This is a genomic window from Flavobacterium sp. ENC (genome assembly GCF_020991415.1).
Taxonomy (GTDB): domain Bacteria; phylum Bacteroidota; class Bacteroidia; order Flavobacteriales; family Flavobacteriaceae; genus Flavobacterium.
The window spans coordinates 157597-181941 of sequence record NZ_JAJMOY010000003.1; the positions used below are offsets into that span (position 1 = coordinate 157597).

At 36.8% G+C, this 24345-nt stretch carries 21 protein-coding genes and 1 tRNA gene; 10 read left to right on the forward strand and 12 right to left on the reverse strand.

The genetic code is table 11. The annotated features are described in order from the left end of the window. Window positions 1–22: 22 nt before the first annotated feature. Entirely contained in the window at window positions 23–1204 is a 1182-nt protein-coding gene (locus LPB89_RS09500) for a transcriptional regulator (protein ID WP_230701517.1), read from the reverse strand. 457 nt (window positions 1205–1661) lie between these two features. Here LPB89_RS09500 and LPB89_RS09510 point away from each other — a divergent pair, with 457 nt between their 5' ends. Further along, window positions 1662–2042 (forward strand): nucleoside triphosphate pyrophosphohydrolase family protein, encoded by a 381-nt coding sequence (locus LPB89_RS09510; protein ID WP_154339226.1) that lies wholly within the window; start codon window positions 1662–1664, stop codon window positions 2040–2042. Window positions 2043–2102: 60 nt separating this feature from the next. Here the strand turns inward: LPB89_RS09510 and LPB89_RS09515 are convergent, their stop codons facing one another. Next, window positions 2103–3173 (reverse strand): branched-chain amino acid aminotransferase, encoded by a 1071-nt coding sequence (locus tag LPB89_RS09515; protein ID WP_230701518.1) that lies wholly within the window; start codon window positions 3171–3173, stop codon window positions 2103–2105. A gap of 308 nt (window positions 3174–3481) precedes the next feature. Here LPB89_RS09515 and mnmD point away from each other — a divergent pair, with 308 nt between their 5' ends. After that, window positions 3482–4147, forward strand: coding sequence for a tRNA (5-methylaminomethyl-2-thiouridine)(34)-methyltransferase MnmD (gene mnmD / locus LPB89_RS09520; protein ID WP_230701519.1), 666 nt, complete (start codon window positions 3482–3484; stop codon window positions 4145–4147). A 166-nt stretch (window positions 4148–4313) separates the two neighbouring features. After that, the gene (locus tag LPB89_RS09525; protein WP_017496117.1) at window positions 4314–4511 is read left to right on the forward strand and encodes a hypothetical protein; all 198 of its coding nucleotides are present in this window, start codon (window positions 4314–4316) and stop codon (window positions 4509–4511) included. 31 nt (window positions 4512–4542) lie between these two features. On the opposite strand, the gene LPB89_RS09530 is transcribed toward LPB89_RS09525, so the two are convergent. Then, window positions 4543–5484, reverse strand: a complete 942-nt coding sequence (locus LPB89_RS09530; RefSeq protein ID WP_230701520.1) for a LysR substrate-binding domain-containing protein — start codon at window positions 5482–5484, stop codon at window positions 4543–4545. Between the two features lie 107 nt (window positions 5485–5591). Here LPB89_RS09530 and LPB89_RS09535 point away from each other — a divergent pair, with 107 nt between their 5' ends. The 4 genes from LPB89_RS09535 (at window position 5592) to can (ending at window position 8972) form a co-directional block, all read left to right on the forward strand. Next, window positions 5592–6071: a Dps family protein gene (locus LPB89_RS09535; protein WP_230701521.1), complete on the forward strand. Its 480-nt coding sequence runs from the start codon at window positions 5592–5594 to the stop codon at window positions 6069–6071. 132 nt (window positions 6072–6203) lie between these two features. After that, window positions 6204–6488 carry a hypothetical protein gene (locus tag LPB89_RS09540; protein WP_230701522.1) on the forward strand — a complete coding sequence of 95 codons (285 nt, stop codon included), beginning with the start codon at window positions 6204–6206 and terminating at the stop codon, window positions 6486–6488. Window positions 6489–6566: 78 nt separating this feature from the next. Next, on the forward strand, window positions 6567–8222 hold the full coding sequence (locus LPB89_RS09545) for a SulP family inorganic anion transporter (protein ID WP_230701523.1): 1656 nt from the start codon (window positions 6567–6569) through the stop codon (window positions 8220–8222). A gap of 114 nt (window positions 8223–8336) precedes the next feature. Then, window positions 8337–8972, forward strand: coding sequence for a carbonate dehydratase (gene can / locus LPB89_RS09550; protein ID WP_230701524.1), 636 nt, complete (start codon window positions 8337–8339; stop codon window positions 8970–8972). 39 nt (window positions 8973–9011) lie between these two features. Here the strand turns inward: can and LPB89_RS09555 are convergent, their stop codons facing one another. Then, a complete protein-coding gene (locus LPB89_RS09555) occupies window positions 9012–10214 on the reverse strand; it encodes an LETM1-related biofilm-associated protein (protein ID WP_230701525.1) in 1203 nt (400 codons plus the stop codon). A gap of 105 nt (window positions 10215–10319) precedes the next feature. After that, window positions 10320–10847 (reverse strand): superoxide dismutase family protein, encoded by a 528-nt coding sequence (locus tag LPB89_RS09560; RefSeq protein WP_230701526.1) that lies wholly within the window; start codon window positions 10845–10847, stop codon window positions 10320–10322. A 270-nt stretch (window positions 10848–11117) separates the two neighbouring features. On the opposite strand from LPB89_RS09560, the gene LPB89_RS09565 reads away from it, so the two are divergent. Then, complete coding sequence (locus LPB89_RS09565) at window positions 11118–11633, forward strand: DUF4251 domain-containing protein (RefSeq protein ID WP_230701527.1); 516 nt, start codon at window positions 11118–11120, stop codon at window positions 11631–11633. Window positions 11634–11707: 74 nt separating this feature from the next. Here the strand turns inward: LPB89_RS09565 and LPB89_RS09570 are convergent, their stop codons facing one another. From LPB89_RS09570 to LPB89_RS09600, 7 genes are all read right to left on the reverse strand, one after another. Further along, window positions 11708–12802 carry a glycoside hydrolase family 18 protein gene (locus tag LPB89_RS09570; RefSeq protein ID WP_230701528.1) on the reverse strand — a complete coding sequence of 365 codons (1095 nt, stop codon included), beginning with the start codon at window positions 12800–12802 and terminating at the stop codon, window positions 11708–11710. 284 nt (window positions 12803–13086) lie between these two features. After that, window positions 13087–14892: an acyl-CoA dehydrogenase family protein gene (locus tag LPB89_RS09575; protein ID WP_127339604.1), complete on the reverse strand. Its 1806-nt coding sequence runs from the start codon at window positions 14890–14892 to the stop codon at window positions 13087–13089. A gap of 165 nt (window positions 14893–15057) precedes the next feature. Continuing rightward, a complete protein-coding gene (locus LPB89_RS09580; RefSeq protein WP_230701529.1) occupies window positions 15058–16239 on the reverse strand; it encodes an acetyl-CoA C-acyltransferase in 1182 nt (393 codons plus the stop codon). Between the two features lie 158 nt (window positions 16240–16397). Then, entirely contained in the window at window positions 16398–18788 is a 2391-nt protein-coding gene (locus LPB89_RS09585; protein WP_230701530.1) for a 3-hydroxyacyl-CoA dehydrogenase/enoyl-CoA hydratase family protein, read from the reverse strand. Window positions 18789–18842: 54 nt separating this feature from the next. Beyond that, complete coding sequence (locus tag LPB89_RS09590; protein WP_127339607.1) at window positions 18843–19301, reverse strand: MarR family winged helix-turn-helix transcriptional regulator; 459 nt, start codon at window positions 19299–19301, stop codon at window positions 18843–18845. Window positions 19302–19547: 246 nt separating this feature from the next. Next, window positions 19548–20561 (reverse strand): YafY family protein, encoded by a 1014-nt coding sequence (locus LPB89_RS09595; protein ID WP_230701531.1) that lies wholly within the window; start codon window positions 20559–20561, stop codon window positions 19548–19550. A 119-nt stretch (window positions 20562–20680) separates the two neighbouring features. Further along, a complete protein-coding gene (locus LPB89_RS09600) occupies window positions 20681–21295 on the reverse strand; it encodes a hypothetical protein (RefSeq protein ID WP_230701532.1) in 615 nt (204 codons plus the stop codon). A gap of 194 nt (window positions 21296–21489) precedes the next feature. Between LPB89_RS09600 and LPB89_RS09605 the strand changes: the two genes are divergently transcribed. Then, window positions 21490–21607: transfer RNA gene (locus LPB89_RS09605), tRNA-OTHER, on the forward strand. 243 nt (window positions 21608–21850) lie between these two features. Next, the gene (locus LPB89_RS09610) at window positions 21851–24091 is read left to right on the forward strand and encodes a hypothetical protein (protein ID WP_230701533.1); all 2241 of its coding nucleotides are present in this window, start codon (window positions 21851–21853) and stop codon (window positions 24089–24091) included. The last annotated feature ends 254 nt before the right edge of the window (window positions 24092–24345 follow it).

Here is a 24345-nt window from a genome sequence, read left to right on the forward strand (position 1 = left end):
TTAATCTGCTTTTATCCTTTTTTTAGAATTCTGATTCTTCCTGTTCTGCCGGAGGTGTTGTTGGAGGAGGAGAAGCAGGTTTTTTAGGTTTGACAGTCGTGTTTGGTTTTACAGGAGCAGGGCTGGTAGTAGTGGTTTCTTCTGTTTGCGGTGTGTAAACCGGAACAGCCGTAACCGGAACGACCTTAGGTTTTACCGGAAAATAGATTTCAGTCAGTAATTTAGATTGACTTTTTACATCCAGTTTACTAAGGGTTAAAATTTCAAGATGAGACCAGCTTAAATCCGGAACTATTTTTTCGTTGTTGATATAGGCCCTTGTTTTTGCAATTGCCTCAGCGGTATGTGAATAATCACCGGTTAAGGTCGTTTTTACCGCTTCAAAACCATTTAGTTTTCCGGATAAAATATCGCTTCCGGCACTTATCGAAATTTCCTTGTTTATTGGCAGGCAGATCGAAATTTTGGCTAAACCGGCTGCCGTATCGTATGTATGGTAAATGATAAATGGTTTTCCACTGGTGTGTAAACCATTGGTCTGGCTAAAATGGATCAGTTTCGGAATTACAACCCTGGCATTCTTGTTTACCTTTTCAATTTCACTCGTAAAAGTCATTCTGATATAAGGTGTCTCTGTTTTTTTTACAACGCCATTGACTTTAATCGCATAGGTTTTAGTTTCGTAATTCAGGTTTTTATCAATATTTACAAGACTTTTTTCATAAACAGTTCCGATCACATTATCAGACCCGCCATTTAATGCGGTATAAATTTTAAACATAAAGCTCATGGTTCCTTTGGCTTTCCAGGTCACTTTTGTTTTACCGGCCAGCGTGTCTTTGAAAATCCAGTGTACATCTGCCTCACTTCCGTTAAAAGTCATTTTTTGATGAATGCTTTCTCCTTCTTTTGTATTTCGCGTAACCGAACTTCCCGTTCCTTCACTGCCTTCCCAGGAAAAAGAGGCTCCGTTTCCGATGGTCTTCGCAGGAAATGACATTTTCATCGTTGGATCTTCAACGGACCATGATTCAAAATCCTGGAAATTTCTAAAATCATTTACATAATTATAGACTGTGTTTCTGGGTGAATTGATCACTTTACTTCTTTCTATTGAAAAATCTCCTTTTTGAGTAGCTACAAAAACTGTAAGGGCAACTAGGCTTAGTAACGCTAAAAGAAACAGATATTTTAAAATCTTCATTGGGTAGGTTGTTTGGTGTCGTAAAGTTATAAATTTTATTACTAGTCCTGCGGGCTGTATAAAATTTAAATAACACTTTTTGCTTCTATTCGGATCAAATCAGGTTTAAATAGAACAATTTGAAAATAATAAGCGAAAATCTACGGGGTTTATTTTTGATTTCTAAATATAAGGAAAAAATCTATATTTACCTTTTTAAAAATATTTTGATAACAAATAATATGGCAATAAAAAGAAGGAAACCAATCAGTACTTTGTAATTTCCTTTATAGAAAATCCTGTGTAATGCCAGATCTTTTCGATAAGCAAATACCATTACGATTACAAATGCAATAAAAAAACAGAGCGCGAATATTAATTGTCCTTGACTAAACATAGTTGAAATTATTTTTGACAAATTTAGAGAATTGTATAGGAATAGTTACTAATTTGGTAGTTCAATTAATTAAATAAAATCATGAAAAAGCAAATAGATGCAGTTAAGGAATTCCACACTGCTTTTAAAATAGGGCACAGCGAAACACCAATTGCAGATTTAGGTGAAACCAAAAAATACCTTCGCTATAATCTGATGAAAGAAGAAAATGAAGAATATCTTGATGCGGCTCAGAAAAATGATTTAGTTGAAATTGCTGATGCACTGGGAGATATGATGTATATTTTGTGCGGAACTATTATCGAGCACGGTTTGCAGGATAAAATCGAAGCTGTTTTTGATGAGATTCAGCGCAGTAATATGAGTAAGCTGGGCGAGGACGGAAAGCCCATTTACAGGGAAGACGGAAAAGTAATGAAAGGCCCAAATTATTTTAAACCGGATTTTTCGAAACTGTTATAAAAGTAAAACCCGACAGATTTTAAAATTTGTCGGGTTTTTTATATTTAAGTGGTTATTTGCTTATTGCACTTTTACAGTCCATCCAAAAGTATCTTCGGAAAGTTTGTTTTGAAGACTGGTTAGTTTTTCTTTTAAAAGAGAAGCATACGAGTTTTCAACTGGTGTCATTTCGTAATACACATCCTGATAAGAGAATCCTTTAATAACGCTGATAACGGCAGCAGTTCCGGCTCCGAAGATTTCTTTCAGCGATCCATTTTTAGCAGCTTCTACCAATTCTGAAACAATCACAGGTCGAACGTCTACATTCAATCCTTCTTTTTCGGCCATAGCGATTAAACTTTTTCTGGTGATACCGTCCAAAATTCTTTCGCTGGTCGGAGCAGTAAGCAAAGTATCGTTTATTCTGAAGAAAACGTTCATGGTACCTGCTTCTTCCAGTTTCGTGTGCGTGGCATCATCGGTCCAGATCACTTGTTGAAATCCGTCTTTGTTGGCAAGATTGGTTGGGTAAAACTGTGCAGCATAGTTTCCGGCAGCTTTTGCAGCCCCGATTCCGCCATTTGCCGCTCGGCTGTAATGTTCGGCTATAATTACTTTTACTTCACCGGCATAATACGATTGTGCAGGAGAAAGTAAAATCATGAATTTATATTCGTCAGACGGGTTTGCTACCACGCCGGCACCGGTTGCAATCATAAAAGGACGAATATACATACTGCTTCCGTTTCCTCTTTTAATCCATTCCTGGTCTATTTTCAGTAATTCATTCAAACCTTCCATAAAAACATCTTCCGGAACTTCAGGCATCGCCATACGTACGGCAGAATTGTTGAAACGTTTGAAGTTTTCATCAGGTCTGAACAACCAGACATCATTGTTTTCATCTTTATAAGCTTTCATCCCTTCGAAAATAGCCTGTCCGTAGTGAAAGACTTTTGAAGAAGGATCCATCAAAATTGGAGCATATGGCTTAATGACAGGATTCTGCCACTGGCCATTTTTAAAATCACATTCAAATAAATGGTCTGTAAATACAGAGCCAAAGCTTAGGTTATCAAAGTCAACTGCGCTTATTTTTGACGAAGTAGCTTTTCTGATTTCAATTTTGCTTGTTTGAGTTGTACTCATAATAATGTAAAGGTTTTATAGAATTTTCATTTCGATAGAAAAACTAAAGCAATGATCTGGTGTAAAATAGGTTTTAATAAATGCAAAATTAAGTAAAAATATATAACTTCCTTAGTAAAACTGCATTAATTACCGCGTTTGACTGAGATTTATTTATCTTATAACAAACTTAAATAATTGGCATAGTTTTATAAAGAATTTATGAAAAAACCGTCGATTTTTAAGGCTTTACGCATTTGTTTTGACTAAATTTGACTCTTAAATTGATTTGAAAACCAACGAAATCCTATTGTAAATTCTTAAAAAAAGTGAAAAGAGAAATAATTAAAACACTGGACGGCTCCACCACAATCCATTTGCAGGAATGGGATGAATGCTATCATTCGAAGCACGGTGCTATTCAGGAAGCGAAACATGTGTTTATTAAAAACGGACTTGAATTATTCGGGAATAATCCGGTTCGTATTATGGAGATAGGTTTTGGTACCGGGCTCAACGCTTTTATTACTTTTCTGGAGGGAGTCCGAAAACAGCAAACCATAAATTATGTTGGAGTAGAAGCTTATCCGGTGGAAGCAAAGGAAGTTCTGGAAATGAATTACGTTTCTGAATTAGAGGCCGATGCTTTTAAAGATGTTTTTGCAGAAATGCACGAGGCTGAATGGGATGAGGAAATTAAAATAAGTACAGATTTTTCGTTAACCAAAAGGAAACAATTTTTTGATGAAATAAACGATTTAGAAATTTTTGATTTGATTTACTTTGACGCCTTCGGATACAGGGTGCAGCCGGAGCTGTGGAGTGCCGAAATTTTTCAGAAAATGTACAATAGTTTGAAGCCGAACGGTGTCTTGGTCACATATGCCGCAAGAGGAGTTGTTAAAAGAAGTATGATCGCTGTTGGATTTACGGTTGAAAAATTAGCAGGCCCTCCGGGTAAAAGGGAGATGTTTCGCGCCTTTAAAAAGGTTTAAATAAGTTGTTTGTAATCATTCTAAATTGATTTTTACATATTAAGAAAACGTATTCGTTGCTAAAGTTTTGAAAATAATAAGTTAAAATCAATGTTTATATATCATATTTGTTTAAATTTGCTGCGAGTTTAAAAATAGAGATAACCCCCAACAATCTTATTTTATTATGTCAAAAATGATGTTTGATTACACGAAATCAATACTTGAAAGAGTTAGTTTCGATCCGATACTTTTCTGCAAAGAGTTAGAAAAAGCTATCAAAACACTGTTACCGTACGAAATGGAACAATTACAGGAATGGTTATTAAATTTCATTATTGAAAAACCAGAATTAAAACAAAGTTTACTACTAATCAAAGTATAAAAAAAGGAGCCAGCTGGCTCCTTTTTTATTTTTATTTCTTTTGTAGCGGACTAATGATTTGAACATTCTGAAAAACAATGGCTCCCTTTACAACTCCGGCAATTGTGGATCTTAACGCGTCAATGATTTGCATTTTTAATTCGCTTTTCGGGTAAATTAAACTTACCTCACGAGCAGGTTTTGGTTCCTTGAAGTTACGCAGTTTCAGCTTATCGGAATCTTTTAAGTCTAAGGTGTGCAAGTACGGAAGTAACGTTGTACCAAGGCCTTCGTCTGCTAATTTTATAAGGGTTTCAAAACTTCCGCTTTGAATCTGAAAATTATTCTGGTCGATATCAGAACCATTTTTGCATAAATTCAGGATCCCGTCCCTAAAACAGTGTCCGTCCTGTAAAAGCAGTATTTCATTCAGGTTTAAATCGGAAACTTCAATTTCTGTTTTCTCAAAAATGGCGTGATGCTCCGGTATGTAGGCTACAAAAGGCTCAAAGTACAAAACGATCTCCTTGATTTTTTCGTCTTCCAGCGGAGTTGCAGCAATAGCAGCGTCCAAATGCCCGTTTTTTAATTTTGTAATGATTTCATCTGTGTTTAACTCTTCAATAAGGAGTTTTACTTTTGGGTATTTCTTGATGAAATTGTTTAAAAACATGGGTAAAAGTGTCGGCATGATGGTCGGAATAATTCCCAGGCGAAATTCACCGCCAATAAAACCTTTTTGCTGCTCTACAATATCTTTGATCCTGTCTGCTTCATTTACAATATTTTTGGCCTGATTGACAATCTTATGCCCTATATCGGTAAGCTGAATTGGTTTTTTGGTCCTGTCAAAAATCAGGATGTTAAGTTCTTCTTCAATTTTCTGAATCTGCATACTTAACGTAGGCTGGGTTACAAAACATTTTTCCGCAGCAAGTGTAAAATTTTTATGTTCGGCAACAGCTAACACATATTGCAATTGAGTTATTGTCATGTTGATAGTATTTTTTGATGCAAAAATAAGAAAATATAATTTTTATTGATATAAAATTTCAGGAACTTGCTGTAGGTTTGTAGTAAATTAGTGTAAAAAACAAGATTATGAAAACAAATATTTTAGGACTACCGGTAAAAGAGTCAGAAATAGTAGTAAAAGAATTAAATATATTATTGTCCAATTTTCAGGTGTATTATCAAAATTTAAGAGGAATTCACTGGAACATCAGAGGAAAACGTTTCTTTGATCTTCATGTAAAATTTGAGGAATTATACACAGACGCCCAGCTAAAAATTGATATGATAGCCGAAAGAGTTTTAACTATTGGCGGAACACCGCTTCATACTTTTGAGGACTATATCAAAAACAATAAATTGGCAATAGGAAAAAATATTTCCAATGATGAAAAAGCGGTGCAGTTGATTGTACATTCTTTATCTGATTTGCTGAAAATCGAGAGAGAAATCCTGAACAAATCAGGTGAAATTAATGATGAAGGAACCAATTCCATGATGAGTGATTTCATTGCCGAGCAGGAAAAGACCATCTGGATGATGAATGCCTGGTTAGAAGAGACGTTATAAAATTCTCATTATAAATAAGTTAAAATCAGAATGATGAAATTTTATCATTCTGATTTTTTATGAATGTTAAATTTGTATAAATTTTTTGCCTTCAGGCTTTGATTTTATTCGTTTAACGCTATTTTTGCCACAATGAAATTAATCGCTCGCATATTACTATTCATATTTATTGCTTTTTTATCCACCCCAACTATTGTAACGGTGATAAAAAAAAGCAGTAATACTTCTATAGCCTTCAGTTTTTCTGAAGAAGAGCAAGCGCACAAAGAACTTAAAGCAGCTGTATACGCAGCTATATTTCAGCATGAACTGGTTACGCCGGTTTTTAATGAGTCTAAAATTATATTATCTGGAAATATTGTAAAATTAGATAATATTTCACCAAGCATTTTCGCTCCTCCTCCAAATTTGGCATAATACTTCCGATTATTTTAAACAACTGTATTTATAGTAAATGCAGCAGATCTTTAATGTATCCATTTTTAGTATTGTATTATGACAAAAAAAATTAATCTTTTTGCCAACCTTAAATCTGATTTTGCTTCAGGTTTAGTGGTTTTCCTGGTTGCTCTTCCATTGTGTTTAGGTATTGCAATGGCTTCGGGAGCTCCTTTATTTTCCGGAATTATCGCGGGTGTTATTGGGGGTATAGTGGTAGGCTATTTAAGCCAGTCCCACATTAGTGTATCTGGACCTGCAGCTGGTCTGACAGCTATTATCTTAACAGCTATTACTGATTTTGGCGCTTTCGATGTATTTTTACTGTCTGTTTTTATTGCTGGATTAATTCAGTTAGCATTAGGATTTTTAAAAGCCGGAAGTATTTCAAATTATTTTCCAACCAATGTTATCGAAGGAATGCTGGCGGGTATCGGAATCATTATTATCTTAAAACAATTGCCGCACGCTTTTGGTTACGATGCTGATTTTGAAGGTGATCAGGCTTTTGTTCAAAACGATGGAAGTAATACTTTTTCGTTTTTGTTTGATCTCCTGAATCACATTCAGTTAGGCGCAGTAGTAATTTCACTGGTTTCTTTGGTCATACTCATTTCATGGGATAAGATTTCGTTCTTAAAAAACCTAAAATTAGTGCCCGGAGCACTTGTAGCTGTTGTTGCAGGAGTAGTACTGAACGAAATTTTTATTTCTTCAGACAGTTCGCTGGCCATTGCCAAAGAACATTTGGTTTCTTTGCCGGTTCCACAATCTTTTGACGAATTTAAGTCTATTTTAATAATGCCCAACTTTGGTGCGGTAACAAATCCGCAGGTTTGGGTTGTGGCTCTTACCATTGCGATTGTAGCTTCTATTGAAACTTTATTATGTATTGAAGCTGCTGACAGAATGGATGTTCAGAAGCGTTATACCAACACCAATGTAGAACTTAGAGCGCAGGGAATTGGTAATATTTTAAGTTCACTTTTAGGAGGTTTGCCAATGACATCAGTTGTGGTTCGATCTTCTGCGAATAACAATGCAGGAGCAAAATCTAAAATGTCGGCCATCATTCACGGAGTACTTTTACTGATAAGCGTTTTGTCTATACCGGCAATTTTAAATAAAATTCCATTGGCTACTTTAGCAACCGTTTTGATCTTAGTGGGATATAAATTAGCCAAACCGGCAACGTTCCTGCATTTCTGGGAAAAAGGAAAATACCAGTTCGCTCCTTTTATTGCGACTTTAGTATTTGTAGTGGCTACGGATTTACTGAAAGGTGTTGCTTTGGGAATCATCATCAGTATTATTTTCGTATTGAGAGGTAACCTGAAAAGAGCATACAGCTTCAAAAAAGAAGAATACGAAGACGGAGATGTTATTCATATCGACTTAGCGCAGGAAGTTTCATTTTTGAATAAGGCGGCTATTAAGTTGACTTTAAGTGAGATTCCTGAAAATTCTAAAGTAATCATCAATGCGCACGATACGGAATATATTGCACATGATGTTCTGGATTTGATTCGCGAGTTTAAGGAAACCCGCGCTGTGGATGAAAATATCAAAGTAAAACTAAAAGGCTTCAAGAAAGCATATCAGTTGGAAAATTCACCGGAAATTAATAACCACGTGTCTATCGAACATTATTATGATGTTGCCAAGAGAGCATTGGTTAAAAAAGAAGTGATAAAAGAAGATTTTAAAAATTAAACATATAAAGGTATTTCTAAAGTGGACTATGTAGCAATAATAGGGTAACTTTACAGTAAAGTTATTTTGAGATGTTTCATTATTTAGAAATACCTTTCAAAAAAATAAAAAATAATGAGAGAGTTTTATAACAAATTATTAGAAAACAATAAAGAGTGGGTTGAAAAGTCATTGGCGTTAGACCCTAATTATTTTGCAGATTTAGCCAAAGGACAAACGCCGCCATTATTATGGATTGGATGTTCAGACAGCCGTGTTCCTGCAAATGAAATTATTGGCGCTAAACCGGGGGAAGTTTTTGTACACAGAAACATCGCTAATATGGTGGTGCACTCTGATATGAATATGCTGAGCGTTTTAGATTACGCAGTAAACGTATTGAAAGTAAAACATGTTATTGTTTGCGGACATTATGGTTGTGGTGGCGTAAAAGCGGCAATGGGTAACCAGTCTGTTGGAATTATTGATAACTGGATTCGTCATATTAAAGATGAATACCGCCTGCACGACAAGTACCTGAATTCAATTACAGATGAGACAGAGCGCTTTAATGCTTTTGTTGAAATTAATGCTAAAGAGCAGGTGTACAACTTAGCAAAGACTTCGATTGTACAGGGTGCATGGAAAAACGGTCAGGAATTAATGCTTCACGGATGGGTTTACGGATTAAACTCCGGTTTTGTAACCGATTTAAATGTAAATATTAGTTCGAATGAAGAACTTGACGAAGTTTACCAGCTGGATCTTTAAAAATAGAAATAAAAAATCGCCTCAAAAGGGCGATTTTTTTTATTCGTTTTCGTCGAGATTTTCGTTAAAAGCTGACGGTAGTAAGGTTGGAATAAACTTGATTAAAATTGGAAGCAATAAACTTCCGCCCGGCAATAAAAATATAGTTAGCGACGGAATCGTTTTACAGATGTCCAGCAATTGTTTTTTTACCTTTTTCTTTTCTTTGGCATCCAGATCCCTGGTTGTTGAATAAGCCAGCAGAACCATTAGTTCTTTGCTTTGAACAATTTCCTTGACCAATCGGTTTTTGTTCCTTACAATCAGTTTTACAACGGTATGCGTCATCTGATCATAAAAGTGTTTGACCGGATTAGAATAATTAAAATACGGAATTTTCTTTTTATGCGTGGTGATAAATGTATGGGTTGTGTCAATGCTGTGGGTTACAAAATCATCCGAAACGCCCATCATGGAACCTAAGGAATATAAAAAATAGGCCTCTTCGTTTTCAACAACACCATCGCTCCACAGGGCCATTCCGGCCATGTCTATTAAATAGTACTGTTCGAGTTTATTACTAAAATACTCAAGTTGCAGGGTCTCCAAAGTATCCACTGTGACTTTTGAGAATTTTGAATAGCGTATGGAAGCTTCAAAAAGTTTAATCAGCAAATCGTCATGTTGCGATTTAACGGGTTTTGTTTTTAAGGCCAGAGCTACAATGCCAAGAACCGTTTCTTCAATTCGCTTTAAATATTTTTCGGGAATTTCCCCATGCGCTAAATATTGCCTGAAAGCCAAAACATCTATAAATAACAAGGCGTTGGTCACCAGATGCGAAAAGTTTTTACTGATAATACTATCATTGGTCTGCACTCTCTCATCGATAATATTTTCTAAAGCAAAGGAAGGGCTATCCTTTGGCAGCAAAATTTTAAACAGGCTAAATCCTTCCGGATTCATTTGTTTGTAAAATTTTAGGGCTTCAGTGATAAAATTGCCGGGTTCAGAGTTTCTTTTCTCTAAACAAAAAACATTATACAGTGTGTTCAAAAGGGCTACTTTCGAAATTTCAGTTTTAAACCAGCCTTTTATCGGAATAGGAATCTGGGAATCTATAGATATGATATGGCCATAGATAAAACCGGTTTCCCTGATTTTATAATAAAACGAATCTATAGTCTCAAAAGGAATAGCTTCTGAAAACTTTTGTTCGCTAAAAAATTTATCTATCCAGCCTGATGCCGATGCGTTAATCATTAACTTTAGTTTGAGGACACAAAGCTATATCTTTTTCTTGTGTTAAGATTAGTTTTTAAATGAAATAACCACTAGATTTTGTGAAAAATAGTGGTTATTGTTTTTTTATTTGATGATTCCGGCACAGGCAACCCTGCCTCCGGCATTTCCGGTCGGCTGTGTTGTAAAGTCATCCGTTCCCTGGTGTACGATTAAACCTTTCCCCAGTACATCTTTTGTTGCATCACCGCAGCCAACGCACCATTCGTCAGTCGTTAAAGTAATGGTTCCGTTTCCTTTTGCATCGGCGGTAAAGTTTCCTATATCACCTTTATGGTATTCGGCTGAACCCCATTTTCCGTGTTTTTTAAATGTAGGATTCCAGTGTCCGCCGGCAGAACTTCCGTCCGCAGCAGTACAGTCTGATTTTTCATGAATGTGAATGGCGTGAACTCCGGGTTCCAGACCAGCGACTTTTGCTACAAAAGTTACTTTGCCGTTTTTCTCCGTAAAAGTGGCAGTTCCGCTTACGGTACTATTGCTTTTTGGCTCTAAATTAACGGTCAGCGTTTTGACATCATTTGATTTTGTACTGGTCTTACAGCCAATTATTAAGGCTGTAATTATAGCGATAGAAAGAATTACTTTTTTCATATTGGAGGCTTTTAAATTAAAGATTAAGTAAATTTAACATAAAAATACCGATTAACTTGGAGCCAAAAAGTTAAAAAAAATTTAAAACTAGGCTACGTTTAAGCCTTTTTTAATCGAAATAGCCAAAAATATTACTTAAATTAGTACTGGTTTTTAATCAAAAAAAATTGAAATACAATTTTCTAATTGATTACTATTTAAATTTTATAGTGATGAAAAAGAATCTTTTCATCCTTGTTTTCTTAAGTATCTCTGTTTAAAAATTATTTTATGAAAACTAAATCCCTTATTTTAGTAATGGTATTTTGCTGTTTAAGTTTATCAGTTATAGCGCAGGAAAAATCTAAAAAAGAACTTAGAGCAGCAAGAGAGCTTCAAAAGCGGAAAGAAACTGAAAATCTTATTGGTTCAAAAAATTTTGTATTTAATGCAGAGAAAGCCAATCCTTTAGGGTACAGAATGATTATTCTCGATTACAATACGTATACGATAAAAGTTACCGAAGAGAATGTGGTGTGTGATCTGCCTTTTTTTGGACGGGGCTATAACGTAGCGTATGGATCAGCTGACGGAGGAATGAAATTTGAAGGCAAACCGGAGAATATTACGATAGAAAAAAAGAAAAGAAGCTATATCGTGAAAATGAACGTAAAAGGTAAAGATGATGTTTACAATCTTTTGTTTACTGTTTTTTTTGATGGCGGAACAAATGTCTCTGTTACTAGTAATAACAGGGCTTCCATTTCTTACGATGGTGAAATTAAAGCGCTAAAAGCGAAAATATAATTCCGGAGTTTTACAGAAAACAAAACGGCCGCCATTTTTCAAATCGCAGCCGTTTATTATTTATTCAAATGAATCTATTTTGCATTTTTAACTTCATAAATAGCATTTACCATTCCGTTTTGAGGACTGTCTAAAGTAAGTTCCCAAAACATTATTCCGCCCAGTTTTTTCGATTTAACATATTCGGTTTTTGCTTTGATCGATTTAAGATCATCTGATGTCGCAAATGTTTTGGAAGCCGCATTATACCAATACGGTGCTTTTGCCTTTTCATCCCAAAAAGATTTCCAGCCGTTTGCTTCCGTGTAGGTTGTGGCAAAGTTTTTAAAGTTAACGCCTTCGATATGCTCTCCGGGCTGATATAAACCGTTGTTTATGTTTTCAACATTCTTCCATGTTCTGGAATAAAAGGCACCGCCAATAATTAATTTTTCGGAAGGAACTCCCTGATTTAATAAATAGGTAACGGCTCTGTCAGTTGATTCTTCGTTCGGATTGGTACTGTATAGCGGGGTGTGATGTCCGGTAACTTTAGAATAGCCGTTAACCAGATCGTAGCTCATGATGTTGATGCGATTTACCAATGGTGCCACAGCTTTCCAGTCTATGGATTCGTCAAGATATTTTTGAAATCCTCCGGCAGCAAAACTCAATTCGTATTTTTTTCCTAACGTAGAACGTAAAATTTTAATTAATTCGGTGAAATTAGCTTTATCAGCAGCCTGAAATAAATGTCCCGGAAGCCCTTCAATGGCAGGATATTCCCAGTCTAAATCTAAACCGTCTACTTTAAAATAGGTACTTACTTCTTTTACTGATTTAGCAAAAGTCAATCGCCCTTCGGCAGTTGAAAATGCAGCAGAGCAAGGCTCACAGCCTCCCCAGCCTCCAAGTGATAAAACAATTTTAAGTTGTGGATTTTTGGTTTTTAAAGAAACTAAATATTTAATGGTGGTAGAATCTTTAGGGGAATCAACACTTAGTTTGCCGTCTTTTAAATGACAGAAACTAAAAATAATCTGGTTTAGTTTGTTGACTTCGTATTCGTTAATCAATTTATCATCACCGGTGTAATAAGCGATGATATCCATTTTTTTATTTTTTTGTGCAAAGGTATTTGTGGTACAAAAGCACAGAAAAAATAAGGCAATCAGGTTAATCTGTTTCATTTTTAAGCTATTAGTTTTTTGAAATGCTAAATATAAAACATTAGAATTGAAAATTCACTATCAGATATGTAACAGAAATGTAATTTTAATAAAGATTTGTGAAATGATCTCAAAGATAATGTAGAGGCGCACAGCAGCGCGTCTCGTCATTGTGTAGACGCACTGCTGTGCGCCTCTACGATATGGTAAAAAAATAAATGACAAAAAAAAAAGCAAAAATAAACCCGCACTGTTTCGGACAAGTGCGGGTTTAAACAAATTAAAAGCTAAAAACTATTTTTATATTAGAAGCAGTATTCGTTTTCTGCTACTAATTTAGAAGTAATAACCTCTCTTAAGGCTACCACATTTGGATTGTTTGTATATTTTGTAAAACGTTTTAATCCCATTAACATCATACGTTGTTCGTCACCTTCAGCAAAAGAAATAATTCCTTCTTTTCCTCTTGAGTTTACGATATCTACCGCTTTATACAAGTATAATTTTGCCATTGCAATTTGCTCCTGTACTTTAGCTTCACCTTGATTTTTGGCTAATTTTTCCGTTCTAAGAATAGTACTTTCTGCCATATACACTTCGATTAAGATATCAGAAGCAGCCATTAATAACTGTTGGTGAGAATCTAAATCCGGTCCGTATTTCTGAACGGCACTTCCTGCAACCATTAAGAAAACTTTTTTCAGGTTAGCGATGATTCCTTTTTCTTCAGCGAATAATTCAGAGAAATCAGGCGTGTCGAAAGATGGGATTCCCATTAATTCTTCAGAAACTTTCATAGCCGGTCCTAATAAATCAACATGGCCTTTCATTGCTTTTTTGATCAGCATACCTACAGAAAGCATTCTGTTGATTTCGTTTGTTCCTTCGTAGATTCTGGCAATACGGGCATCTCTCCAGGCACTTTCCATTGGAGTATCTTCAGAGAATCCCATTCCACCGAAAATCTGAATTCCTTCATCAGCACAAGATTGAACGTCTTCAGAAACCGCTACTTTCAGGATAGAACATTCGATAGCATATTCTTCAACACCTTTCAATTCGGCTTCCTGATGAGAAGTTCCTTCCGCTTCACGCGCAGCAATTCGGTCTTCGATATCTTTTGCAGCACGGTAAGAAGCACTTTCTCCGGCGTAGGCATTCGTTGCCATCTCAGCTAATTTAGAACGGATCGCTCCAAAGCTTGAGATTGGAGTGTTAAACTGAATTCTTTCGTTAGCATATTTTACTGCATTTGAAGTCACTCTGCGTTGTGCATCCAAACAAGCTGCTGCCAGTTTAATACGACCCACATTCAAAGCGTTCATGGCGATTTTGAAACCATTCCCTCTTTCAGACAACATGTTTTCAACCGGTACTTTTGTATCGTTGAAGAAAACCTGACGTGTAGAAGAAGCACGGATTCCTAATTTATGCTCTTCTTCATTCATGGAAATTCCGTTAGACGGATCGTTTTCTACGATGAAACCTGTAATGTTTTTATCGTCTCCAATACGGGCAAAAACGATGAACACGCTGCAGAAACCTGCATTCGAAATCCACATTTTTTGTCCTGTAATTTTATAGTGCGTTCCGTCTTCAGATAAAACGGCTTTTGTTTTTCCGGAGTTAGCATCAGATCCTGCACCCGGTTCCGTTAAACAATAAGCTCCAAACCATTCTCCGGAAGCCAATTTAGGAACGTATTTTTTCTTTTGTTCTTCAGACCCATAAAGTGTAATTGGCATAGTTCCAATTCCGGTATGAGCACCAAAAGCAGTTGAGAAAGATCCCGTAGCACCCGAAATGTAATCGCAAACTAACATAGTAGAAACGAATCCCATTCCCAATCCACCGTATTCTTCCGGAACGGCAACTCCTAAAAGTCCCAATTCACCTGCTTTACGCATAGAAGCTTCTGTATACGCATAATCTTTCTTCTCGAAACGATCTTTATGCGCCCATAATTCTTTGTCTACAAACTCTTTTACAGAGTCACGCATCATTAACTGCTCTTCCGAAAAATCTTCTGGTGTAAAGACATCTTCGCATTTTGTTTCTTTAACTAAAAACTGACCACCACGGGTTACGTTTTTTTCGATTGTATCTGCCATTGCTTTTGTTTTTGTATGTTTTTTATTTATAGTAATATTTCCTCAATCTTGTCATTCGACGAAGGAGAAATCTCCGCGGCGTATCCGCATAGTTTGTCAATCTTTGTCGAGCTACTTGCGGAGATTTCTCCTTCGTCGAAATGACAAACTAAACGTATACTTTATCTATAGTACTTCGTAGATTCCTGCGCTTCCTTGTCCAGTCCCCACACACATACTCACGATTCCGTATTTGTTACCTCTGCGTTTCATTTCATCGAATAACTGAACAGAAAGTTTAGCACCTGTACATCCCAGAGGGTGACCTAAAGCGATCGCACCACCGTTTACGTTTACGATATCCGGATTTAAACATAACTCGCGGATTACAGCCAAAGACTGGGAAGCAAAAGCCTCGTTTAATTCCACTAAGTCAATATCTTTCAATTCTAAACCGGCTTGTTTTAAGGCTTTCGGAATTGCTTTTACCGGACCGATACCCATGATTCTTGGCTCAACACCGGAAGAAGCAAAGTTTACCAATCTTGCAATTGGCTCCAGGTTTAATTCTTTCACCATATCCTCGCTCATGATTAAAACAAAAGCAGCACCGTCACTCATCTGGGAAGAGTTACCGGCAGTTACGCTTCCGTCAGCAGCAAAAACAGGTTTCAAACCAGCCAATGCAGCCACAGAAGTTCCGGCTCTTGGACCTTCATCTTGTTTTACTACGTATGATTTCGTTTCTTTTTTTCCATTTTCATTAATGAAAGTCTGGTCAACAGTAATCGGAACGATTTGTTTGTCGAATTTCCCTTCAGCCTGAGCTTTTAGGGCTTTCATATGAGAGTTATAAGCAAATTCATCCTGATCTTCTCTCGAGATTTTGTATTGGTTTGCCACTGCTTCAGCTGTTAAACCCATTCCCCAATAGTAATCTTCGTGACCTGCAGCTGCAACTTTATAATCCGGAGTTGGTTTGTAACCTCCCATCGGAATAAAACTCATGCTTTCTGCACCACCCGCAATGATACAATCTGCCATTCCTGACTGGATTTTAGCCGTTGCCATTCCGATCGTTTCTAGTCCGGACGCGCAATAACGGTTTACAGTAACACCGGGAACATCTTCCACTTTTAATCCCATCAAAGAGATCAAACGTCCAACGTTCAAACCTTGTTCTGCTTCCGGCATGGCATTTCCTACCATCACGTCATCAATACGTTTTTTGTCAAAATCAGGCAGTTCATCCATCATAAACTGAATGGTTTCTGCAGCTAATTCATCAGGTCTTTTAAATCTAAAAACCCCTTTTGGTGCTTTTCCTACTGCTGTACGATAAGCTTTTACTATATATGCTGTTTTCATTTGTTTTTGTTTTTTAAGATTATAGAAAATAGATTATAGAAAATAGACTGTTAGTTTGTCTCAAAATCTATATGCTATTCTCTTTATTCTATTTTTTAAGAGTATAGAAAATAGACTTAAAGTCTTATATCTATATTCTATTCTCTTTGTTCTATTTTCTAATTACGAAGTGGTTTTCCTTTAGTTAACATATACTGAATTCTCTCCAAAGTCTTGCGCTCTGTACAAAGAGATAAGAAAGCTTCACGTTCGATATCTAATAAATATTGTTCCGATACTAAAGTGGCTTCAGATAAATCACCACCGGCCATTACGTAAGCCAGTTTGTTGGCGATTTTCTTGTCGTGCTCAGAAATATATTTTCCGGCTTCCATCTGATCGGTTCCCACTAAGAACATTCCAAGTGCTTGTTTACCTAAAACCTTCACATCTGTTCTTCTGATCGGTTGCGTGTAACCCGCTTCAGCCATTAACAACGCATGTTTTTTAGCTTCTGCAATCTGACGGTCTTTGTTTACGACGATCACATCTTTACCATGTTGTAAAAGTCCGGTATCAAAAGCTTCGTAACCTGAAGTCGATACTTTTGCCATTGCGATCGTTAAGAAATACTCCTGAAGAACGTTTAGTTCCACATCGTTTTTACGGAAAAGATCTGAAGCTCTTAAAGCCATTTCTTTAGATCCGCCACCACCAGGAAGTACACCAACACCAAATTCAACCAATCCCATGTAGGTTTCTGCAGCGGCAACCACTTTATCAGCGTGTAAGCTCATTTCGCATCCACCGCCAAAAGTCATTCCGTGAGGCGCTACTACAACCGGAATTCCGGAGTAACGAACACGCATCATCGTGTCCTGGAACAATTTGATTGCCATGTTCAATTCATCATATTCCTGCTCAACGGCCATCATGAAAATCATTCCGATATTGGCTCCAACAGAAAAATTCGCTGCCTGGTTACCAATAACCAGTCCCTGATATTCTTTTTCAGATAAGTCAATCGCTTTATTGATAGCAGCAAGAACGTCGCCGCCAATGGTATTCATTTTAGACTGGAATTCTAAGTTTAAAATTCCGTCACCTAAGTCCTGGATAATTGCGCCGCTATTGCTCCATACTTTTTTGCTTTCGCGAATGTTGTTCAGGATAATAAATGCATCCTGTCCCGGAACTTTAACTTGTGATTTTGTTGGGATATTGTAGAAATAAGAAGCGCCTTCTTTTACAGAGTAGAAACTCTCGCTTCCGGAAGCTAACATTTCAGTAACCCATGCAGCCGGCTCTAAACCTTCTGCTTTCATGATTTCGATTCCGTTGGCAACACCAATGGCGTCCCAAATTTCAAATGGACCATTTTCCCATCCGAAACCGGCTTTCATCGCATCATCAATTTTATATAATTCGTCTGAGATTTCAGGAATTCTGTTGGAAACATACGCAAACATTCCAGAGAAACTCTTACGGTAGAATTCTCCTGCTTTGTCTTTTCCTTTCACTAAAACTTTAAAACGGTTGATTGGTTTATCAATAGTTTTTGTCAGTTCAAGTGTAGCGAAATTTGCTTTTTTGGCAGCGCGGTATTCTAATGTGTCTAAGTCTAAAGACAAAATATCTTTATCTACTTTTTTATAAAAACCTTGTCCTGTTTTGCTTCCCAACCATTTATTCTCCATCATTTTGTTGACAAAATCAGGAAGTTTAAACAATTCGTGTTGTTCGTCAGTCGGGCAGTTTTCATAAATACCGTTGGCAACGTGCACCAAAGTATCCAGACCAACAACGTCAACGGTACGGAAAGTAGCCGATTTTGGGCGACCGATAACCGGACCAGTCAGTTTATCCACTTCTTCAATTGTTAATCCCATTTCTTTTACCAAATGGAACAAACTCTGGATTCCGTAAATACCAATTCTGTTTCCGATAAATGCCGGAGTATCTTTAGCCACAACCGAAGTTTTTCCTAAGAATTTAGATCCGTATTCGTTTAAGAAATCCAATACTTCAGTGGAAGTTTTCGGACCAGGAATAATTTCAAATAATTTTAAGTAACGCGCAGGGTTAAAAAAGTGGGTTCCGCAGAAGTGTTGTTGAAAATCTTCGCTTCTTCCTTCGCTCATAAAGTGAATCGGAATACCGGAAGTGTTAGAAGTAACCAAAGTTCCCGGTTTACGGAATTTTTCGATTTGTTCGAATACTAATTTTTTAATATCCAGACGTTCCACTACAACTTCAATAATCCAGTCCACATTGGCAATTTTTGCCATGTCGTCCGTTGTATTTCCAGTAGTAATTCTGTTGGCGAATTTCTGACTGTAAATAGGAGAGGGTTTTGATTTCAATGAATTCGCTAAGTGTTCGTTTACCACTCGGTTGCGAACCACTTTACTTTCAAGCGTTAATCCTTTTTTAGCTTCAGCTTCTGTCAACTCGCGGGGTACGATGTCAAGCAGTAAAACTTCAACACCAATATTGGCAAAATGGCAAGCTATTCCTGAACCCATAATTCCGGATCCGATTACAGCGACTTTTTTAATTGTGCGTTTCATAATTTGTTACTATTTGTTTTTTGTATGGAATCTGATATGTTTTAGAAAATAAGGTTATTCATTTTCCGGTTTTTCTGTTTGATTAAATATGTTCTTGTCCTGAATCAATTCATTGATGATTTCCGAAACCTCAATAAAATGTTTTAGTTTTTCGTCAGAAACATGTTTCCGAACCGTTTCATTAAATTTCAGCACTGTATTTTTAGATAAATCTCTTTTTTCTTTTCCAAATTCGGTCAGGTAAATCAAAACACCTCGTCCGTCACTGGGGTTCTTTTTGCGGACAATCAGACCTTTGTCTTCCATTGATTTTAAGGTTCTGGTTAAGCTTGTGGCTTCCATTCCCATTCTTGGGCCTAAAGCCGTAGATGGAGTTCCGTCTTCTTTGTCTATACTCAAAAGGGCAAATCCTGTCGCCATAGTGGCATCGTATTTAGCAGCTTCCTCGTTATACATTCTTGATACAGCCTGCCAGGTGGCTCTTAAAATATAATCTATTGTTTTGTCTTTCATAAGTAACTATATCGATTTCAAATATAATCAAAAAATACTATGCGTGCATATTATTTTTAAATAAATTTTTGGTTAATGAAAAAATGTCTCTGAAACAGAGTGGTTTAGGGTTAGTTTTTGAATTGAAATATACTATTCTTTTTTGAGATTTTAACAAATTTGCCAGCGTAAAAAATCTTTTATGGTTTTAAATCCTCTTTTAATTCCGCATTTGGTAAAAAAAACTGAATTTAATGCGAATAAAATTTACTCCTTATATTTTTCAAGTGCCATTTGAAGGTTTTTTTTCATCCGGTTCCGCAGGCCTTCCGGTTTCAGGATTTCGATGCCACAGCCAAATCCCAATAGCAGACGTTCCATTTCATAATTCGGAATCACGAGTAAATGCACTATAATGGTACCGTCATCATTTTGCCTGATCAGTCTTTGTGTCGGATGCAGCGGTTTTGTCAATACGTACGGAGCGTTTATTTCATCAATCCAGAGTTCGATTTTTCTGGGCTGCAAACCCGTATTCACCGTTACGCCAATTACATTTTTATAATACAAATCGGCATCAAAATCTTCTTCTAAATACGGTACATTAAAATCGTAATCAATGGCAATAATCCGGTCTAAAGCCAGGTTGGTAATGGGCTGTGAACCTTTTTTCTTTCCAACTAAAAACCATCGGTTATTGAATTCCTTCAAAATAAACGGATGAAAATAAAACTTGGTTTCTTCTCTGGATTTAAAGGATTTGTAGGTAATGACAAGCGCGACTTTTTTGATAATCGCCTGATACACTTCATCTAAATAATGTAACCCTTTCAGATTTTCGTTTTTATCCAGATAGATCACAGGTTTGGTATGTGATTTCTCGGAATAGATTTTATCCTCCAGACGTTGCAGTATATCTGATACGTCGCTGAATAAAGAGAAATCCTTAAACTGTTTGAGCATCGAAACGGTTTCGGTTAAGACATTCATGTCGGTTTCCGTCAGCGGAATATCGGTGATGGTAAATTCGTCGTCTTCATATTTATAAAACTTTTTATCGTATACAACGATAGGGGCGTTGTAGCCCAGTTTTTCACTTCGCATCAACTGAATATCCATCTGGATCGTTCGTTTACTGATGGAGTTTTCACGGCCTTCATATTCAAATAAAGCTTCAGAACAACATTCGATTAAATCTTCTAAAGTCCATTGCCGGTATTTATTCTGGAGGCATTTGTCGATCGTTTTGTACCGTATTAAGGCATTTTTGTTTTGTGACATAGTTTCGTGTTTTGGGCGTGTTTCGCCACGGCGAATCGGGCTTTCCGTTTCAATCTTTTTCTTTTCGCGCAATAAACCCGACAGGTTTTTAAAACCTGTCGGGTTTAACAACGGTACATCTACGTTAATAACAAAATTTCTTTTTCAATATTAAATCGCGCTTTATCTTCATACAATTTTCGGAATTCAGCAGTCTGATAGATAAATTCATTCTCCAGAAAATGTTTTAAAGCCTTTGCTCTTCCGGGCTTGTAGAGAAAATTTGGATAAATGCGGTATTCTTTTCTGATTTGCTCAAAGTAAATTTGATAGGCATCCCAATCCCGGGCAAGAACCTTCAGATCAAAATCAATTAACCAGTTAATATCTTCAATTGTATGGTGCTGATGCTGCTGTGTCGCGCAAATAGCATCAAAAAGAAGTTGTTTGTCAAATGAAATATTTTCAGGTAAGATCGACAAAGCAAATTCGGCACTTTTGAGCTCGTTATCTTTTTTAGTGCTCTTATAAATGTAATCGTGATAAAAAACAGCAAATAAAACTTCGTTAGGATTTTGAAGCTGATCAGCATACATTTCAAAACATTCAACCATATCATTGATATGAGTAAGGTTGTGATAATGCCTTGATTTATTGGAATATGCCTTTTCTAAATCAGACCAGTTTCGCTGGATTTCCTTTTCTTCAAAACCAATATTGGTGAGCAATTCCGTAAACTTTTGCTTTAGATTCATTTCCTTTTTTACTCAAATATAGAATTCTTTTTTTACTGCGCAAAATAACTGCGCACTACTTCTGAAATCTTTGCTCAGGAAATAAAACAAGTTCATTGAAATAAAAAATTGCGTTAACAGGGTCAAGTTTGAGTTACTTCGAAAAACTTTCCACGTACACACTTACACCATTACCGGTTAACACAATTTAGAAGGAGGCAGTAGCTCAGCGGTTAGAGCAGGTAGTTTTGAAATTATCCTCAAAAGGTCAATCAAAACTTACTTCGTACACTTTTAATGTCCGGGTCGTGGGTTCGAATCCCATCTGCTTCACTATTACAGGTCAATTAAAACTTACTTCAGAAAATCGGTATTTCCGGTTCGAGTCCGGCGAGTTTTTAAATTATCAGTAATAAAATGAGGGTCAAGATTAACTTACTTCCGGGGAAACCCACCAAACTGTCACTTTGAATCAGTTAATCCATTACACTCGAATTTAAGGTCAAGTGTTTCTTACTTCAAATCTTTTAGGTAGAACCAGAAACACCATTATCTAAATTTTAAAAATTAAAAAAAATGAAAACAAAAGCATTATTAAAAATCAGTCTGCGTCAAAACGCTATTTTCATTCCATCAGAAATGATAGCGAATGATATCAAAAATTTATCAGGAACAACATCGGTTTTAATGGCCAATGTTTCAAAACTCGGATTTACATTTTCCGAATCGTTATTACACGCTTTAAATAATGTAAATCCAAATTATAAAGTCGAAGTTTTAGAAACGCTGAATGAAGTTCTTGGAACCGATAAAAACTGGACACCTTTGGTGAAAGAATGGAATATACCTACCGGAGAAACTGTTTTAGATCATATTGCAACTTTCTTCGCAACCGTTTTTAAAACCAAAAACGGAACGGCTTTACCATGCGGACATACCATTCCCGGGAATACTTTTCCTTTGGAAAGATACAATGGCTGTCCGTTTTGCGGAACTCCGTTTGCATTTGGTACAATCGAAAACTTCGGACAGGGAAGTAAATTGAAAGTGTTGGAATTGTGGACAGAAAAAGAGTTGGAAGACTTTTACAAATCGTTATTGCAATCTAAAACGGCTTTAGACGCTACGCAAGTGGATAGTTTAAAAACAGCAATGCAATATTTGCCTTTGCCAAAAATCGATATTGCAATGAAGGAGACTTTGATGCTGGTGATCGATCTTTTGATTGAAAATGGTAACGAAGCCGAAGCGTCTCAATTTTTAAAAACGCCAACGGATATCTTACGCTATTTATGGTATAAAAATACCGGAATACTTCAGATTATCGAGCCAAAAACAATTGTGAAACGTGCGTCAAAAAACGCGCAGCATTTCCACCTTGTTTTAGACACAAGTGCGCAGGCAAGAATTGCTTCTCAAAAAGATTTGAAATTAAAATATTCCCGTAAAGAATGTTTGATGGCAGCCAATTGGTTAAATAATCTGGATATGGAAGTAGAAGCCATGTGCGAAATCATGCATCCGAAAAGAGGAATGTGGGTTCGTTTTATCCGGGCATTGCGTCTGGCAGAATACAGCAAAAGAAAAGGTTTTGAAAAATTAGCTTTTTTGATGGATGTATTTTATAATCAGGTGTATGACGTTTGGCAAAGTAAAGTGACCACATCACGATTAAAATTTGATGCCGATAAAACATTCGCATTGCTGAAACAGCGTCCGGGATTGTTTGCACGTTCGTTATTCTCTAATATGTTATGGTTTGGTGCAGACGAGACCATTTCACATTTTGAAGAAATCATCGATAAAGTTCCGGCCCGACTGGTGTTTACCTTAAATATGTATGCTCAGAACTACTTTGACAAAAACGTGCACAGAAGTGTGAAACCTTTGGGCGGAACCAACAAACGAATTGAACCAAACGGTTTATTGAAGTTGTACGATGATCTGCAATTGGAAGCAATGAAAAATCAAATCGAAGAATTATGCCTTTTGGCCCTGAAAAAACGATTTGCAGCTATTGCTAATACGAACAAAACGATCTATATCGATCCGCAATTGTTTAGTATTCCGGTTGCTATAGGAGATCGAAGTGATACTGTTCAGGATTTGCCGGTGGCTTTAATGGGAACACGTTTCCCGATTGAAGGCAATGAAGTACGGTTGTTTATGCAATGGGGAAAGGATTTACCGGCACAGCACTTAGATATGGATTTGAGCTGTCATATCGCGTATGCAAACAGTACGGATATTTGTTCTTTCAGCCGATTGACTACAACAGGTTGTCAGCATAGTGGTGATATCCGAAGTATTCCGAATAAAATCGGAACCGCCGAATATATCAACATCAACATTGACGAATTGGCCAAAGCCGATGCCAAATTTGTAACTTTTACCTGCAATGCCTACAGCAACGGAAGCATCACGCCAAATCTTGTCGTGGGTTGGATGAACAGCAAATACCCGATGAAAATCTCCGAGAAAACCGGAGTGGCATACGATCCGTCATGTGTAGATCATCAGGTTCGTGTGACGCAGAATGTGGCCAAAGGTTTGGTCTTCGGAGTTTTGGATGTAGCCAAAAGAGAAATCGTCTGGCTAGAGATGACTTTCGGAGGTCAGGTGGTGCAAGGTCTCGATTTTAAAGGAGTTCAGGCGTTGTTGGCAAAACTAAGCAGCAAATTGAATATTGGTAGTCTGTTACAACTTAAAGCGGAAGCACAAGGCTTGACAATTACCGAAGATCAAAATGCTGATGAGGTTTATACAGCACAATGGGCTCTAAATCCGGCAGCAGTGACCCAATTATTAATTGATTAAGGGGAAAGGTACAAATGGGCAATCCCGATAGCTATCGGGACAGAGGTACAAAGATTTTGTAGAGACGCACTGCTGTGCGTCTTTGCAAAGTTTGGTAAATTTAATCTCGCAGAGCCGCAGTCGCAAAGTTTTTTCTGCGTAATATTTGTCATTTCGACGAAGGAGAAATCTTCGCAAGCAACTCCGTAACGAAAGTCAATCTTTGTAGAGCTTCTCGTGGAGATTTACTTCGTCTGTTCGCTATCGCTCGAGTC